Origin of the sequence: Algoriphagus sp. AGSA1 (genome assembly GCF_021390545.1) — a bacterium.
In the GTDB taxonomy this organism is placed as follows: Bacteria; Bacteroidota; Bacteroidia; order Cytophagales; family Cyclobacteriaceae; genus Algoriphagus.
Map to the genome: position 1 here is coordinate 1 of NZ_JAJUWR010000027.1, position 14,974 is coordinate 14,974.

Annotated in this window: 11 protein-coding genes; 6 read left to right on the plus strand and 5 right to left on the minus strand. The window is 45.9% G+C overall.

What is annotated here, in order from left to right; genetic code table 11:
* Positions 1-739 precede the first annotated feature (739 nt).
* Positions 740-1,264, minus strand: a complete 525-nt coding sequence (locus tag LZF95_RS19210) for a helix-turn-helix transcriptional regulator (RefSeq protein ID WP_233756656.1) — start codon at positions 1,262-1,264, stop codon at positions 740-742.
* 128 nt (positions 1,265-1,392) lie between these two features.
* Here LZF95_RS19210 and LZF95_RS19215 point away from each other — a divergent pair, with 128 nt between their 5' ends.
* The 4 genes from LZF95_RS19215 to LZF95_RS19230 all read left to right on the plus strand — a co-directional run bounded on the left by LZF95_RS19215 (position 1,393) and on the right by LZF95_RS19230 (position 8,493).
* A complete protein-coding gene (locus LZF95_RS19215) occupies positions 1,393-1,581 on the plus strand; it encodes a hypothetical protein (protein WP_233756658.1) in 189 nt (62 codons plus the stop codon).
* A gap of 551 nt (positions 1,582-2,132) precedes the next feature.
* The gene (locus tag LZF95_RS19220; RefSeq protein ID WP_233756659.1) at positions 2,133-3,914 is read left to right on the plus strand and encodes a thioredoxin family protein; all 1,782 of its coding nucleotides are present in this window, start codon (positions 2,133-2,135) and stop codon (positions 3,912-3,914) included.
* A gap of 10 nt (positions 3,915-3,924) precedes the next feature.
* The gene (locus LZF95_RS19225) at positions 3,925-7,125 is read left to right on the plus strand and encodes a SusC/RagA family TonB-linked outer membrane protein (RefSeq protein ID WP_233756660.1); all 3,201 of its coding nucleotides are present in this window, start codon (positions 3,925-3,927) and stop codon (positions 7,123-7,125) included.
* An 18-nt stretch (positions 7,126-7,143) separates the two neighbouring features.
* A complete protein-coding gene (locus LZF95_RS19230; protein ID WP_233756661.1) occupies positions 7,144-8,493 on the plus strand; it encodes a RagB/SusD family nutrient uptake outer membrane protein in 1,350 nt (449 codons plus the stop codon).
* Between the two features lie 104 nt (positions 8,494-8,597).
* On the opposite strand, the gene LZF95_RS19235 is transcribed toward LZF95_RS19230, so the two are convergent.
* Both LZF95_RS19235 and LZF95_RS19240 read right to left on the minus strand, forming a co-directional pair.
* Positions 8,598-8,861, minus strand: coding sequence for a hypothetical protein (locus tag LZF95_RS19235; RefSeq protein ID WP_233756662.1), 264 nt, complete (start codon positions 8,859-8,861; stop codon positions 8,598-8,600).
* Between the two features lie 709 nt (positions 8,862-9,570).
* Entirely contained in the window at positions 9,571-10,026 is a 456-nt protein-coding gene (locus tag LZF95_RS19240) for a MauE/DoxX family redox-associated membrane protein (RefSeq protein WP_245405160.1), read from the minus strand.
* A gap of 213 nt (positions 10,027-10,239) precedes the next feature.
* Here LZF95_RS19240 and LZF95_RS19245 point away from each other — a divergent pair, with 213 nt between their 5' ends.
* Both LZF95_RS19245 and LZF95_RS19250 read left to right on the plus strand, forming a co-directional pair.
* On the plus strand, positions 10,240-10,896 hold the full coding sequence (locus tag LZF95_RS19245) for a Crp/Fnr family transcriptional regulator (RefSeq protein WP_233756664.1): 657 nt from the start codon (positions 10,240-10,242) through the stop codon (positions 10,894-10,896).
* Positions 10,883-11,806 carry a terpene synthase family protein gene (locus tag LZF95_RS19250; RefSeq protein ID WP_233756665.1) on the plus strand — a complete coding sequence of 308 codons (924 nt, stop codon included), beginning with the start codon at positions 10,883-10,885 and terminating at the stop codon, positions 11,804-11,806. Before LZF95_RS19245 ends, LZF95_RS19250 begins: the two co-directional genes overlap by 14 nt.
* 1,395 nt (positions 11,807-13,201) lie before the next feature.
* Here the strand turns inward: LZF95_RS19250 and LZF95_RS19255 are convergent.
* Positions 13,202-14,089 (minus strand): SMP-30/gluconolactonase/LRE family protein, encoded by an 888-nt coding sequence (locus LZF95_RS19255; RefSeq protein ID WP_233756666.1) that lies wholly within the window; start codon positions 14,087-14,089, stop codon positions 13,202-13,204.
* Positions 14,086-14,973: a sugar phosphate isomerase/epimerase gene (locus LZF95_RS19260; RefSeq protein WP_233756668.1), complete on the minus strand. Its 888-nt coding sequence runs from the start codon at positions 14,971-14,973 to the stop codon at positions 14,086-14,088. Before LZF95_RS19260 ends, LZF95_RS19255 begins: the two co-directional genes overlap by 4 nt.
* Position 14,974 lies beyond the last annotated feature (1 nt).

Below are 14,974 nucleotides of genomic sequence, written 5' to 3' on the forward strand. Positions count from 1 at the left end.
TTCTCCCCTGATAAAAACTGCTCTAATACTTTTTTCTTGAATGCTGATTCTTGTTCTTTCATACTGCTCTATCTTATAAACTTTAACTAAAATTCAAAGTTTTAGACAGAGTTTAGATTACAGTCTCTATGATAAACCTATACTATATGATTATAGTTTATCAATACTATTAATGTTAATTCTCAATTTTTCACAAAAACGGGGACTGATTAATCTTCCATCTGGAGAATTTAACTTTGAATTTGCATCAGATATTGGTGCTATTGGCTTAACGATTTCTGGTTTTATATTAACACTAATTACTATTTTGATTTCATTTAAAAGTTCACAGATTCTTTCTAATGAAGAATTGAATAACGATTCAATTCCTTTTAAGATATTTTTATCTAGTAAACTTTATAAAAGAGCGATCGAGATTTTACAATCAGGGGTTATTTCATTAATAATGATATCATTTATCATTTATTTCTCCAAGCTAGTTCTGTCGGAAGAATATTCATCTTACATGTTTTTTTTAAATATTACAGGATTGATAATTATTCTAACCACTTTTTTGAGATGTTATTATGTGTTAGAGTTAATATTGAAAATGCAAAAATAAATTCAGCACTTTTCACAAGGTGAAATTTTTCTCTGCTTTATCTACTGCTGTAAATAAATAGTTAAACTATATTATTGCCATAAATTATTTTGTGATGGTCATATTGTTATTTCTTAATTGAAATAAATCTTATAATTTTCAACTACTACTTTTCATCCTCTTCACTTCCTCAGCCAAATCCATCACCGTCTTAGTCAGTGACTCTATTTGGGCTGTCTTTTTCTGATCATCCTGAAGGTATTTCTCAAGAAGCTTGACCATTTGATCTACTGGATGATGTTCAATATGGGGTCTATTATGTTGACTTGAATTTACAGCGTGATCGTTGTAAGTAATGTTGGATTGGATATTACATACGGCTTTGTCTGGATCAAAATTTTTGATGAATTCAGATGTTACCCCAAGCTCCTTAGCTATAATCTCTAATGTCTCATCTTCAATTGTTTCTGAATTCTCCAATTTTGACATTTGCTGTTGACTCCAGTTACAAGATTCGGCAAGAGAATATTGCTTGATTCCCAACATTTCTCTAAATCGTTGAACATTATTTCCTACGTGGATTTGACCTCTGTCTTTTTTCACTTCGCTCATGATGGAAAGATAAATATTTACCTTATGGTATGATACCACAGCCGGTGGTTTTTTACCGAATAAATTACTCACATATTTGACTAAAGCAGTTTTGACCTGCTTTACAGTGGTAATTTACATTATTTGTCAGAGAATTTATAGTTGTAGTTTTCAGCTAGTTCTTAATGACTGACAATGAGTGTCCTAAAGATCTGGTTTAAATGCAGCTAGAATTGACTACATCCTATTCCTATAATGTTGCTTCGCTCGTAGCGGGAATGGGTGTGGATTTTCTTTCTGTTTTGGATTTTGGTCACTTATGCTCACTAACTATTAATTTATCCCCAGTGGAACAGGGCATTATCGCTTCAGATCGCCTGTATCCCCTGAAGCCCAAGAATCCGATTTGAGGGATGGGTTCACTTTTAAGACCGTGAAAGGGGAGGTGCACATCCCTGAGCAGATCGGTTACTGCATACGCACGTCAGCAAGCTCAGAATAGCCGGTAGAGCTGACACATTACATCTTATTATTAATTAATGCTGGTTGGTCGGATAGACTGAGGTGGGATTACTATTTCTGGTTTGGGGTAGCAAGTAGCAGGTATCAAGTAGCAAGAGGGGAGAGGTTAGAGCCAAGAAGCAAGAGCCAAGAAGCTAGAGCCAAGAGGCAAGAATCGAGAGTCAAGAGTCATGAATCAAGCGTTCGTGATAGTGCTTTCAGCTTTCTGACTTTCCCTTCTGCCCACTGCGACTGATGACTGTGACTGAGATTTCTCCTCGTACCTCGTCGAAATGACGGTGCTCCCATCGGACATCGGTCACCGGACACCTGTCTCGCCGTGGCGGACCCAGCATTACAAACAAAAAGCACATGAAATGCCTGAAGCAGGATAGCTATGTCTAATTCTATCTCAGTTGAAGGCATTCCATGAGGCCATTAAAAAACAATTATAAATCTCATGAAAAAAACAATACTCATCTGCTTAGTGGTCCCGATAGCCATCGGGATTCCCACAAGCACACTACTGGCACAAGTTGCTGATTCACCCGGGGCGGATTTTCTTCATAGGTCGCAGCCCCACGTCCCGCATGGATTGCGGGACACCCATCGGGGCGGGGAGACCCGTCCCGATACCTTGCCGGGGGATGGTAGTTTGGTTGATCACTCCGGCACCCAAGGGCAGGAGAGCGCAGGCTCTTCTGCTGAGGTGGGGGAGCATGCTCCGGTTACTGTCTATTTGGTACACCGTACCCCCGAATCTGCAGGAAATCTGGTGGTTGACCTCTGGGATGCTGAAATGTACGGACTGGAAGACTTCTCCAACCATCAGCAGATGGAAATCCCTCCCATGGACGCACATATGCTCACCGGACTGATGCCACGTGAGGAAAGAGGCTATCGGTTTCGGACTCCTTCTATTTCAGGCCCCTCCATTTTGCGCTTGTCTTTTGGAGCCAATCCGGTAATCCGGGACTATAGGGTCAGCCCGGGGGATAGTATCATGATTCAGGTAAACCCCCAGTCTTCAGCGATTACCTTTTCAGGACCTTCTTCCTTTAAGTTCAGACTTCAGAAAGAGCTTCAGGAGGTGCTATCCGCTTCAGTTCAGGAAACAGATGTCGTACTGCCTTTTAATTCTGATGATGGATACAGGACATTTCTTGCAGAACCTAAAAACCACACAGCCTGGGATACTATTTCGAGGTCTTTCGGGAGGAAAACCTCTCCCGTGGTAGCAGGAAAATCCGAATTGGAATTTCTTAAATCCATAGACTATAAAAAATGGGAAGCGGAGGTTAGCCAAAGGGTTGGATTTTACGAAAAGTGGCTTTCAGAAGCGGATAGAATGGCTATCAAGGCAGGAATATTGGGTAGATTGGGGTATATCCATGTAGCAAGATTACAGGGGGCATATGAGAGGGTAGTTCAATTGGACGAACCGCAAACCGAAAGGGAATTTGAGGGTTTCATTTCCCAATATGCCCATGAGTTTGCTAAGGACATTCCGATAGAAACTGCCTTGCAGGTGCCCCCATTCCGTAACTTTTTGCTGTCCAAATCCAAATTAAGCGCCGATGTAACTGGCAATTCTTTTTTAGAAGAGGTTCGAGGGGAATATCCTTCAGCGGTTGCGGATCGCCTGGCGATCCAATATCTCAGTGACTACCGAAGAAGGATTCCGGATTTTGAATCCCAGGCAAAAGAACTTCTTTCCCAAGTAGCTGAGCCAAGCCTAAAAGCCGAACTGGAAATCATGCTGGGCAAATTCGGCAGCGGAAGCAAGGTCATTTCTTTTGACTGGCTGGGAATTGACGGCAAGCGTATCCAAACAGATGAATATAAAGACAAGGTAATCCTGATGGATTTTTGGATCAGCGGATGTGGTGCATGCAAGGCATTTCATGAAAAAATCCTGAGTCCTTTGATTTCCAGGTACGCAGAACACCCCAAAGTAGAAATTATCTCTGTAAGTGCCGACAGAAAGCCCGACTACTGGCAGAGGCAAAACGGTACCCCCAATGTTCCGGATGCTGGCTATACGCCGGCTTATGCTGAGCAAGAGGAAGGTAAGAACACCTTTCTTTCGCATTATAATATACAAAGTTTCCCGCAGTGGATGATCATAAGGGACGGCGGGAGCCTTCTCAATCTTGGTCGGGTCCCGGCTACTTTGGAGGAAGCAGAAGGGCTGATAGAAAGAGCGCTGTCCAACCCCACAAGTCAATCCAACTTACTTTAAATCCCTGTTTATGAAAAGCTATAGTTATAAGTTTAGGTGCCGTCTGGTGTTGCTCCTGGGTTTGGGAATGATCCTTAACCTTAAGGCGGCGGCGCAGAACACTGATACCATACGAGGGAAGGTGGTTTCCGCCACAGATTCCCAACCCATTCCCGGGTCAACCGTGACGTTAAAGGGAACACTTCGGGGTACAGTCTCAGACGAAGAAGGGGAATTTTCCCTGGAACTACCCCGGGGAGAGCATCTAGTGGTTGTAAGTTTTCTTGGCTATAAGTCCCAAGAGATACAGGTCACCGTCCCCACATCCACCCCACTGGAAGTCAGGCTGGAGGAAGATCAGATGAACCTGTCCGAGGTGGAGGTGGTTTCTACGGGCTATCAGGAAATTCCCAAAGAACGTGCTACAGGATCCTTTGTACAGGTGGACCGGGACCTGATTGACCGAAGGTTCAGTACAAATCTGCTGGATCGGCTTGAAGATGTGACCCCCAGCCTTATGATCAACCGGGAAGGTCCCGGTGAGGGGATCCGTATCCGTGGCAGAAACACGATATTTGCCAATACCGATCCCCTGATCATTGTGGATAATTTCCCCTATGATGGCCCATTGGAAAACATCAATCCTAACGATGTGGAATCGATTACTATTCTCAGAGATGCGGCTGCGGCCTCTATTTGGGGGGCACGTGCGGGAAATGGAGTAATAGTAATTACTACCAAATCAGGAAAGACCGGACAGCAGACCCGTGTCAGCTTGAGCAGTAATGTGAGCGTAACCGAGAGCCCTGACCTTTTTTACAATCCTGTTTCCAGTGTTGAGCCCTTTCTTTCTCTGGAAGAACAGCTGTTTGCAGGAGGCTTCTATGCTGTCCGTGAAAACAACGCAAACAAACCAGCACTTTCCCCATGGGTGGAGACATTGATTGCCCATCGTGATGGAAAAATCTCTGATGATGAAAAGCAAAGACTGCGGGATCAATTTGTAAATTCTGATTTCAGGGATGAGTTGAACCGGCATTATTACAGACCGGAAATCAGAAGCCAGCATTATTTGGGCTTGCAGGGAGGAGATGGAAGTGGTCGCTATGCGTTTTCAGCTGGTTACGATGCCAATCAGGCAAATGTGATCGGCAATGGAGATGAAAGGATTACCCTGAGCGCAAAAGGAGACTGGTCACTGATGAAAAAAGACCGCTTGAAAATCTCCGCGGGTCTGTATTACACTTCAAATGAATCCACTGTCCGCACAGAAGTGCCGGAAGCCTTCCTATATGAGAGGCTTATCGATGACGCGGGAAATCCCCAAGCCGTCATCCGCCAATATTCCAGAAGGTTTACAGAAGCGAATACGTTAGATGGAGCTTTGGACTGGAGGTACATTCCCTTGCTGGAAAAGAACAACATGAACTTTCAGAATTCCCAGGAGGAAATCAGATTGAATCTATCAGCAGGGTACCGGATTACGGATTGGCTTTCGGTAGAGGTATTGTACCAGCGCTGGAGAAACAACAGAACAGGAAGTTCATTATATCCTGAAACCAGTTACTATACCAGGGAACTTGTCAACCGGTTTGTTCAGGAAGAACCGGATGGTACGCTGACCTTTCCGGTGCCTCTGGAAAGTATTTTTGACCGATCCAACACTTCAGCCGATAGCTATAACCTGCGGTCCCAACTTAGATTCAGCAAGTCTATCGGGGAGAAAGGGGAACTGAGCGGACTGGCCGGAGCGGAAATCAGGGATTGGAATTCAGTCACCCATTCAGCAAGGTATTATGGCTATGAGGAGGAATATGGCAGAAGTGTGGTTGTTCCCTTAGCCACCCGTTTTCCAAGTAGGGTAAATAATTCGCTGATACTTATTCCCTCTGCGGGAATAAGCCATCCGGGTTCAGTGGATCGGTTTCTCTCCCAATACATCAATTCGGCCTACACCCATGATGGAAAATATACTATTTCTGCAAGTGCCAGAAGGGACGCCAGCAATTTTTTCGGGGTAAATGCCAACCAGCGGGGAGTGCCGCTCTGGTCTATGGGCATGGCATGGACGATCAGTGAAGAGCGTTTTTACAGATTTGACTGGATGCCCTATTTGAAGTTACGGTCAACCTATGGTTATGCCGGCAATATCAACCGTTCGGTCACCTCCTTTATTACCGCTAATACCTATTCCGGAGCTTTTAATGCCTTGACGGGAAGACCATATGCCTGGATCACCAATCCACCTAACCCGGAATTGAGATGGGAAAAAATAGGAACCTTCAATTTGGCCTTGGATTTTGCGTCAGTAGGAGATCGGCTGAGTGGTAGCGTGGAGTGGTACCAAAAAAATGGAAGGGATCTGTTTGGTGACTTTCCGGTTTCACCAAGTACAGGTGTCAGTCAGTTAAGGGGGAATTTTGCTGAAACCCAAACCCGGGGATTTGATGTTCAGTTGAACAGCAAAAATATTATGGGAAAGTTTTTCAGCTGGGAAACACGTTTTTTCCTGAGTACCGTCAGCGAAAAGGTTACCCGCTATGATAAAGAATCCAGTGTAAGCAACTTAATGGGATATTTTGGGACTTTTCCAATGGAAGGCAGACCCTTGTTCGCAATATACAGTTACCCTTGGGCTGGTCTTGATTCGGATACCGGCGACCCACGGGGCATTTTGGACGGAGAGCCATCCACCGATTACCGTGAAATCATTTCGAGTGCTACACCTGAATCCATAACTTTTCACGGTGCGTCTAGGCCGACATCCTTTGGTTCTTTGATGAACAACTTCTCCTACAAAGGTTTTGTGGTATCATTCAATATTAGTTATCGTTTGGGTTATTACTACAAGAGAAGTGCTGTGGATTATTCCGGCGTGTTTGCAGGAAACATCCCCCATGCTGATTTTGAAAACCGTTGGTTGGAGCCTGGAGACGAAATCAGAACGGATGTCCCATCTCTACCGGCTAATACCAACAGCCTGAGGGATACATTTTACGCACATTCCGAAGCCCGTGTTGAACGGGCGGATAATATCCGCTTACAGGACGTGAGACTGTCCTACAACTTCAACACTACGGTGTTAAGACTCCCGCTTTCCCGATTGGAATGGTTCTTCTATGCCAATAATCTTGGGATAATCTGGAAAGCTTCTGATGATCCTATGGATCCCGATTTCAGGTCCATGCGACCGCTGAGAAGTCTGGCAACCGGGCTACGAATTGAGTTTTAACCTTTAAATCCACATGCAATGAATATTAGAAATACAATCCTGTTCTTCAGCCTGATTATGCTGGGAGCTTGTGATGGCTTTTTGGATCAGAAGCCCCAATCCAACCTTTTAATCCCACAAAAAGCAGTGGAGTTGGAGCAATTGCTTGATGCGACCCTATTGGGGATCAACAGTACTCCTGGAATACTTGAATTGAGTTCGGACAACCTTTACATAACCGAGGATGGCTTTTTGGGGCTAACTTTGTTTGAGAGAAACGCCTATACTTGGCAGGAAGATATATATGAATTTTTGGGAAGTGACTGGAGTGTCCCATACCAACAGATTCTGGCAGCTAATGTGGTGTTGGAACAGGCGGATGAAATAGTTCCGGAAACCTCCGATGACGCAGAACTGTTGATTGAGCTCAGAGGCCGGGCATTATGGATGCGGGCTCAGGCTTATTTTCAGCTATTGAGCGCTTTTGCAGCTCCCTATAGCCCGGGTTCTGCAAATGATTCACCTGGTGTTCCACTTCGTCTGTCCCCAAACGTTTCGACTTTTGTTGATAGGGGTACGATAGGGGAAGACTATGACCAAATCACAGGGGATCTGGAGCTTGCAATCGGTCTTCTTCCTGAATATGCAGAATATAAGACCCGCCCTTCAAAAATCAGTTCACATGCGCTTTTGGCCAGAATTTATTTGGCAATGGAAGAATATGAAAAAGCGGGATTTCATGCCGGGAAAGTTTTGGAAATAAACAACACCTTATTGGATTACTCGGAGCTGGATCTTGCAGCGAGGTACCCTTTTCCTCTATTCAACGATGAAGTGATCCATCACCTGGAAATGATGAATTACCGGCATATGAACAGTGGATTGACCTTTGTGGACAGCACGCTGGTCGGGATGTTCGGTGACAATGATCTAAGAAAGGAATTGCTTTTTACTCCTGATGAACAGGGGATTAGCTTTGATGGGAATTATTCGGGGAGCAGAGTTCGTTTTTCAGGATTGGCAACCAATGAAATGTATTTGATTTCGGCTGAATGTGCAGCAAGAAGGGGGGGTATTGGTGAATCGATGGAGATACTAAACACGTTGTTGGAAACAAGATGGGTAGAGGGGGGCTTCATCCCATACACTGCGTCCAATTCCGAAGAAGCACTCAGGTTGATCCTTATGGAAAGGAGAAAAGAACTGATCTTCCGGGGAATCAGATGGACGGATTTAAGAAGACTGAACAAAGATCAAAGATTTGCAACTTTGGTGACAAGGAAAATCGGATCTGAGAGTTTTGAAATAAGTCCGGGCTCACCACGGTATGTCTTGCCGATTCCTCCGGAGGAAATTCAGGTTTCAGGAATTGCCCAAAATCCTAGATGATTATTGTAACCAACGCTGGATTCCAAATGGAATGGGCAGATAAAAAAAACATTGGTATAGTTCAAAAAAAAAGAGGCCGAAAAAAATTCGGCCTCTAATTTCAATTAAGGAAGGAATTTACCTGGTGCCACCATTGGTGAGGTGACGTCTTGTTCCTCGTAAATACATACCAGGCTTGGGTTTGTTTCGCATTCATAATTTTGTGGGTTTGAGATATCCACTTGATGCCATGCGATGACTTCGTCATCATCATTCCTTTCTGCACCATAAGCTGTGGTGACTTTTAATGGCTGGGTAAATGCGAATGCGGCTACCACAGCAAGCGAAAATACACCTCCGCGTAGGAGGTTAAGGCTATTTGATTTCATAAGATTATAATTTGTTTTTTTAATTGTTGTATGCCCGTCTGTCGTCGGACAGGAAATCACGCATATATGTTGATCAACTCTTTGAGGCGGTACCCACCATATGCGTGATTTCATAGTTGTAGTTTTGTGATAACTCCGATCGCTTTGGACTAGCTGTTATGCCACGAATCATAACAGATTTTCCTTCTGAGAGGGGCGGCCGGTTTTAATCCGGATTGCGCAGTCCTGATCACTGCCCCCTGCTGTTGTCCGGCAACCACCTGGTGGCTTCACGGACCGTGCTGTTTTTTTATTTATCGAGCGTCATTGCCCCTTGCGTTTATAGAGCTGCCTTTGGCGTTATGTGATAACCTTTGAGGTTTGCCAAACCTCGAAGGTTTTTTATGTTACTTGTGCTGATCGGGATTTGCAATCCCGATCCTAAACCGTAGGATTTGTAATCCGATAATTGATTCGCAAACGCTGCAGATCTCCTCGGGACAAGCTTTCTTCTTATCACTATACCTCATGTCCGAGGAAATGGCCTTTTTGTCTTTTTTGACCTAGGGTTACACCCTTCGTTCCTCAGGTCTCCACCCTAGGCTACCGACCAGGCCTACCTACGGCAGGCTTCTTTTCTACAGGATTTTGGATTCAAATCAATTGAGTTATTATTGGGCTGTCCAGCTTAACCCTTAACCCTTAACCCTTAACCCTTAACTTTTAACCCTTAACCTCTTAACCCTTGAGCTCCAATTTCTCTTTGCCTCAACCCCCATACCGCCGTTCCCAAAAACACCAGGTTGAACACCAGATGCTCTCCCCAGCCCAGACCACTGAGCACCCCGCCGCAGGAGCAGGGGACACGCTCCGCAAATCCCAGCCAGACCAGGGCCACATACCCGGTAAATAGACTCAGCAATACCACGCTCAGCAGCAATCCTACCCTACGCCAGCCCGGGGCCAGCAGCAGTACGGCAACAACCATTTCCACCACTGGCAATACATATAACAGTACTTCCGCCATTCCAGTGGGGAACACCTGGTTGTACATCGCCATCCGGGTCCCGCTCCAGTCATACACCTTACTCACCGCCGTATAGGCGAAGAGTGCCGCCAGCAATAAGGAGGCTCCTTCGGCCAGGACAGGGGTAAGCGTGTTGGGATAGGGGCTTGTTTTATTCATGCTCAAGAGCGGTAAGTGATGCTCTTATAAAATTACTTTACCCCTGCCTACCCGGCCTCCGACATATGTCGGAAATGAAAAATCAGCGCTTAGATTCCGACAAATGGCGGATTTTTGGGCTGATTTCTTGGTTTCTGCTGTGATTTTCTTGGATCGTATTCACCTACTAATTAGATTAATAGGTAGGATTTAGTGAGGGAAGGCCAATATACCGTGGTTTGGACTTTTTATCCTACACTGAATCGATTGTTTGATTTACTGACTTTTGACATGGTGGAGACTTATCAAAAACTGCTTATGGATGACATCAACCAGTTAGTTCCCTTACCGGGGAAAAGCTATGCGAAGGTGTTTGCCAAACTGGAATTAAAGCAGGTTAAAAGAGGAAAGACACTGAAACATCCGGGGGAGACGGACCGCGTCAGCAGGTACCTGTGCAAGGGGTTTATCGGGTCTTACAAATTCAATGGTGACCAACACGCCCTGTTTATGGTGTTCAAGCCGAAGGATATTGTCTTTGATGAACGGTCGTTCCGTAGCGGTGTCCCCAGTGATACCCTTATTAAGTGCATCACGGATGTGGTGTTTTATGAGTTTTCCCGTGATTCGGAGCGGGAGTTGTTGGACGAAAATCCTGATTTCGTCAAGGTTGCCCACAAGATCAGCCTGCGGATAAACGAATGCAGCTCCACTGTGCTTGAACTGAGTAAAAAGAAATTGGATGCCGGATACAGGGAGTTTGTGCGGATGTTTCCCGGGCTCGAACCGGAAATCACCAACGAGGACCTGGGGGCATTCTTCAGGGTAAGCCGCCGGACGGTGGAGCGTTTCAAACACGACTTAAAGAATTTCGACGATGAAACCTACTGATTTTCACGTGGCCATGCATGTGGATTCGCCCCTGTTGAATGAGCTGGTATTGGCCTGGGCGATTACCTGGCTAGACGTAGTCCGTGATGATTCAGATTGGGAGATACTGCAGCGTTCTGTAGCCCAGAAGCAGAATTCATTTGCCAGCTACCTGTTCCCCCAGATGGAGCGCCATCGGCTGATCAGTATAGCTAACTTGTTCTTTTGCCTGTTTATGGTTGATGACCTGTTGGATATATTGGAAGAAAAGAATGAGGATTATTTTTTAAAGTTCTTGTCTGCTGAGGAGTTGGCACTTGACAAAACGGAAATGTCCACCATAGGATTTCCAATTGATCGGTGTTATATAAAGGTTATGGAGAATTATGCCGATAAAGGCTGGAAAGCTGGATTTGAAAGCGTCTGGGATAATTACATAGCGGGGCTTCGATGGGAAAGGCAGAACAAGAGGGAAAACCGGAGTCCATCACTGGACGAGTACCGTAGGATGAGACCCCATAGTTCTGGGGCGTACATCGCCATCCACTTGCTCCGGGGAGAATATGGAAGGCAGGCGGACGGTTCCGGGGAGCTAGAGGAAGCTATCGCCAGATACATCTACCTGGCAAACGATCTGGTCTCCTCCGTAAAGGAGCAAGCTATAGGGGACAACCACAATGAAGTGCTCCTCTTGGCCGGTGATCATGGGATGAAAGCGGGTAAGAAGTTGGTCGAAGGGGAGCTTTTGGGCCTTCGCCAAAACATCAGGGACTTGGGCGATGCTATCAGTAAGAAATCTCCGGAAGGCGCGCGATGGGTGGAGGGCCTTTTTCTGCTTCTGGGTGGGTGTCTGTTCTGGTCGCAAGAGAGCATGCGGTATAGGGACGGGAAACTGGGGGTTTCCACCAATAAATTCCCGAAAGGGCGCTGACTCAGCTAGTAGCTTACCTACGGCATGTTTTTTTTATCCACTATTCCGCCCTTTCAGGGCTGGGATTATTAGGCATTTCGGAGCGATGGGCTTTACCCATCGTTGAGCTGTTTTGGCCCTTCAGGCCTGTGTGGGGGAACAATATTCGGTTTAATAGGGTGATTGAAGTTTAAATAGGGAGATTGAAGTTTAATTTTCTCTACATGGATTTTGGTGCTACTCCTCGGACCGCATCCTATTTTCCAAAAAATCCCCCTGCTCCGAGGACAATTGCCTTAATCATTATCTACCCCGGGTTTCGCTCGCTCACTTCGTATCACTCCCTTACCCGGGGCTATTAAGGGTTTTACCCCTTCGGGGTAGTTTTCCATTCGATAATCCGGTGACCTCCAGCTCGCGCAAGTCTCCTGACTTGTGCGGTGGATAATGCAGTCTCCCGACTGCCTTTAGTTGATAGGTAAACTTTCCAATTCAACATCTATTTGTTGCTCGACTTCCGATAATCGTTGTGATGTTATCCTAGGATTTCCAATCCGATAATTTACAAACGCTGCAGACGTCCTCGGGACAAGCCTTTGTCTTATCACTATGTCCCATGTCCGAGGGAAACGGCCTTTGGTCTTTTTTACGCCGGGTTGAAACCCGGTGCTCCGCCACGGCGGACGAGATATAAAATCGGCATTTCTTAGTCTCCAACAGACCAGCTCGCGCAAGTCTCCTGACTTGTGCGGTGGATAATGCAGTCTCCCGACTGCCTTTAGTTGATAGGCAAACTTTACAACTCAACATCTATTTGTTGCTCGACTTCCGATAATCGTTGTGATGTTATCCTAGGATTACCAAGCAGACAATTGATCTATTTTCATAGGCTATGCCCACACAGACCTATCTCCAATTAATCCTCTTTTCCACCCTCCTGCATTAGCTCCCTTTTCCATATGATAATCCTGCGCAGGAGGCAATGGCCATTGGTCTTTTTTACGCCGGGTTAAACCCCGGTGCTCCGCCACGGCGGACGAGATATAAAATCTGCCATGCCTACGGCATTTCTTAGTCTCCAACAGAGTTGGCATACAAATCAATTGAGTTAGTATTGTGCTGACACAGCTTAACGGTTAACCCATTAACCCTTAACTTTTTTATCCCATAAGATCTCAGTGTTCCTCATATTTCATCTGTGCCTCTCTGTGATCACCCGATCCCAAACCGTATGATTTCCAATCCGACACTTCACAAACGCTGTACACCTCCTCGGGACAAGCCTATTTGGACAGGCCCTAGGGGGTTAGTGCTAGGCTTTCTCTCTCGATCCAGCTGTCATCCAACACAGCACACCCGTCATCCAGCACCTGACATCCTACCTCATGTCCAAGGGCAATGGCCTTGTGGGCCTTTTCAGTACAAAAAACGATTCGCCTCGATTCCCCTCGCTCCCGTCTTTACCAGAAACACATCGCCGCTTTTAGGAGAGCTTTTTAAATCCTCGGAACTCATGTTTTCCTGAGCGCTGGTGATCAAAAGCATGTCTAGATTTTCTCCCCCAAAAGCACAGCTGGTGACATTGGGAACCGGCAGTTCAATCTTTTCGACTAATTCTCCTGTCATAGGATCCCAACGATTTACGCCCCATCCTCCATAATGGGCCACCCAGAGCATTCCATCCTGGTCTATACACATCCCGTCGGGCATTCCCATTTCTTCGGGGATTTCAACGGCAACCTTTTCAAACTCAAGTGTTCCCTCATCCAAATCAAAACGGTATGCTTTGATCTGTCTGGTAGGTGTGTCGATAAAGTAAAAAGTGTGGTTGTCTTCCGTCCAGGCCATTCCATTGGAAATCGTCAACTTATCCAGCATTTTTTCAGGCTTCAGGTTAGAGTCCATTTTATACAGACTTGCTGCCCCTTGGGTGAATTTTCTGTTAAGCGTCCCTATCCAAAGCCGCCCTTTTGCGTCACACTTTCCGTCATTGAAGCGGTTTAGCGTAAGATCCGCCTCTACTTCTGCCAGCCACTTTAGCTGTTCTGTCCCCAGATCAAAGGATGCTACTTTACGATCCAGTGCCAGGATCAACTCATTGCCTTTTCCTGCCAAGACTAATGTGAGCCTATTGGGAAATGATTTTATAGTAGTCTTCCCGGTAGGCAAATGGTGCTCAAAGAGTTTCCCGTTTTCTATATCCACCCAAAAAAAACGTTGGCTTGCCGCATGCCAAAATGGACTTTCCCCCAGCATGCATTGGGATGCATGGAGGTGTCCGATGTTTAGTATCCCTTTTTTCATACCTGCCAATATTGGGCTATTTTCTTTTTCAAAAAAGCCACGCTACGCTGAAGTTGGTCCATGCCGTCCACGCCGTCCTCGATGCTGATCCAATTGTCAAAGCCAACGCGCTTCAATTCGGTAAAAATAGCATCGTAATCATTCAGTCCTTTGCCCACTTCCCCATGACCCAACCGTGCGGCATAGCCGGTTACCCCACTTTCCTCATTTTTCAGATCTACAATAGTGCCATATTTCAAAAACCGGTCACTGGCATGCATGGTGACTACGCGCTCTGACACATCATACAATAAATCCAGCGGGTCCTCACCGGCCAGAAAGGCATTGCTTGGATCATAGTTCACCCCGAAATTCGGATCCTTGATGCTATTGACCAGCTTGGTGAACAGTTCTCTTTTCTGGGCAAATTCGGGGTACTCCCAAAAGTCGTCTTTGTAGTGGTTCTCCAAAATCAGTGTAATTCCCAGGGATTTGGCATAGGGCAGGCAGGCATGGATGGAATCGGAGGCAAATTTGATTCCTTCTTCCACGGAAAGTTCTGGACGATATTGGCCGGACAGTACACGGCAATATTTCCCGCCAAGTTCGTCAGTCATCTCTATCCAGCGCTTTTGCTTCCGTATCTCTTTCTCCCGAAATGCCGGGTCAGGATGGGTGAAGTCCGGGGAGCAGCACATCATGGGAATGACCATTCCTCTGTCCTCCACCATCCTTCGGAAGAGACGCCAATTTTCCTCTTTTTCCATTTCCAGAAAACCTGCGTACCATTCCAATCCATCAATCTCCAGTGCGGAGGAAAGTTCTATCCATTCGGAGAGTTTCATACTGCCGTCCTTGCAAAGAGGCTGCATGAAAGCTTTGGGGAAGGCGGCTAATTTTGGCATA

What these genes read in the sequence shown, in the direction of transcription:
- LZF95_RS19215 (WP_233756658.1), top strand. Translation starts at nt 1,393, where the DNA reads ATGCAGCTAGAATTGACTACATCCTATTCCTATAATGTTGCTTCGCTC.
- LZF95_RS19220 (WP_233756659.1), top strand. Translation starts at nt 2,133, where the DNA reads ATGAAAAAAACAATACTCATCTGCTTAGTGGTCCCGATAGCCATCGGG.
- LZF95_RS19225 (WP_233756660.1), top strand. Translation starts at nt 3,925, where the DNA reads ATGAAAAGCTATAGTTATAAGTTTAGGTGCCGTCTGGTGTTGCTCCTG.
- LZF95_RS19230 (WP_233756661.1), top strand. Translation starts at nt 7,144, where the DNA reads ATGAATATTAGAAATACAATCCTGTTCTTCAGCCTGATTATGCTGGGA.
- LZF95_RS19235 (WP_233756662.1), bottom strand. Translation starts at nt 8,861, where the DNA reads ATGAAATCAAATAGCCTTAACCTCCTACGCGGAGGTGTATTTTCGCTT.
- LZF95_RS19240 (WP_245405160.1), bottom strand. Translation starts at nt 10,026, where the DNA reads ATGAATAAAACAAGCCCCTATCCCAACACGCTTACCCCTGTCCTGGCC.
- LZF95_RS19250 (WP_233756665.1), top strand. Translation starts at nt 10,883, where the DNA reads ATGAAACCTACTGATTTTCACGTGGCCATGCATGTGGATTCGCCCCTG.
- LZF95_RS19255 (WP_233756666.1), bottom strand. Translation starts at nt 14,089, where the DNA reads ATGAAAAAAGGGATACTAAACATCGGACACCTCCATGCATCCCAATGC.
- LZF95_RS19260 (WP_233756668.1), bottom strand. Translation starts at nt 14,973, where the DNA reads ATGCCAAAATTAGCCGCCTTCCCCAAAGCTTTCATGCAGCCTCTTTGC.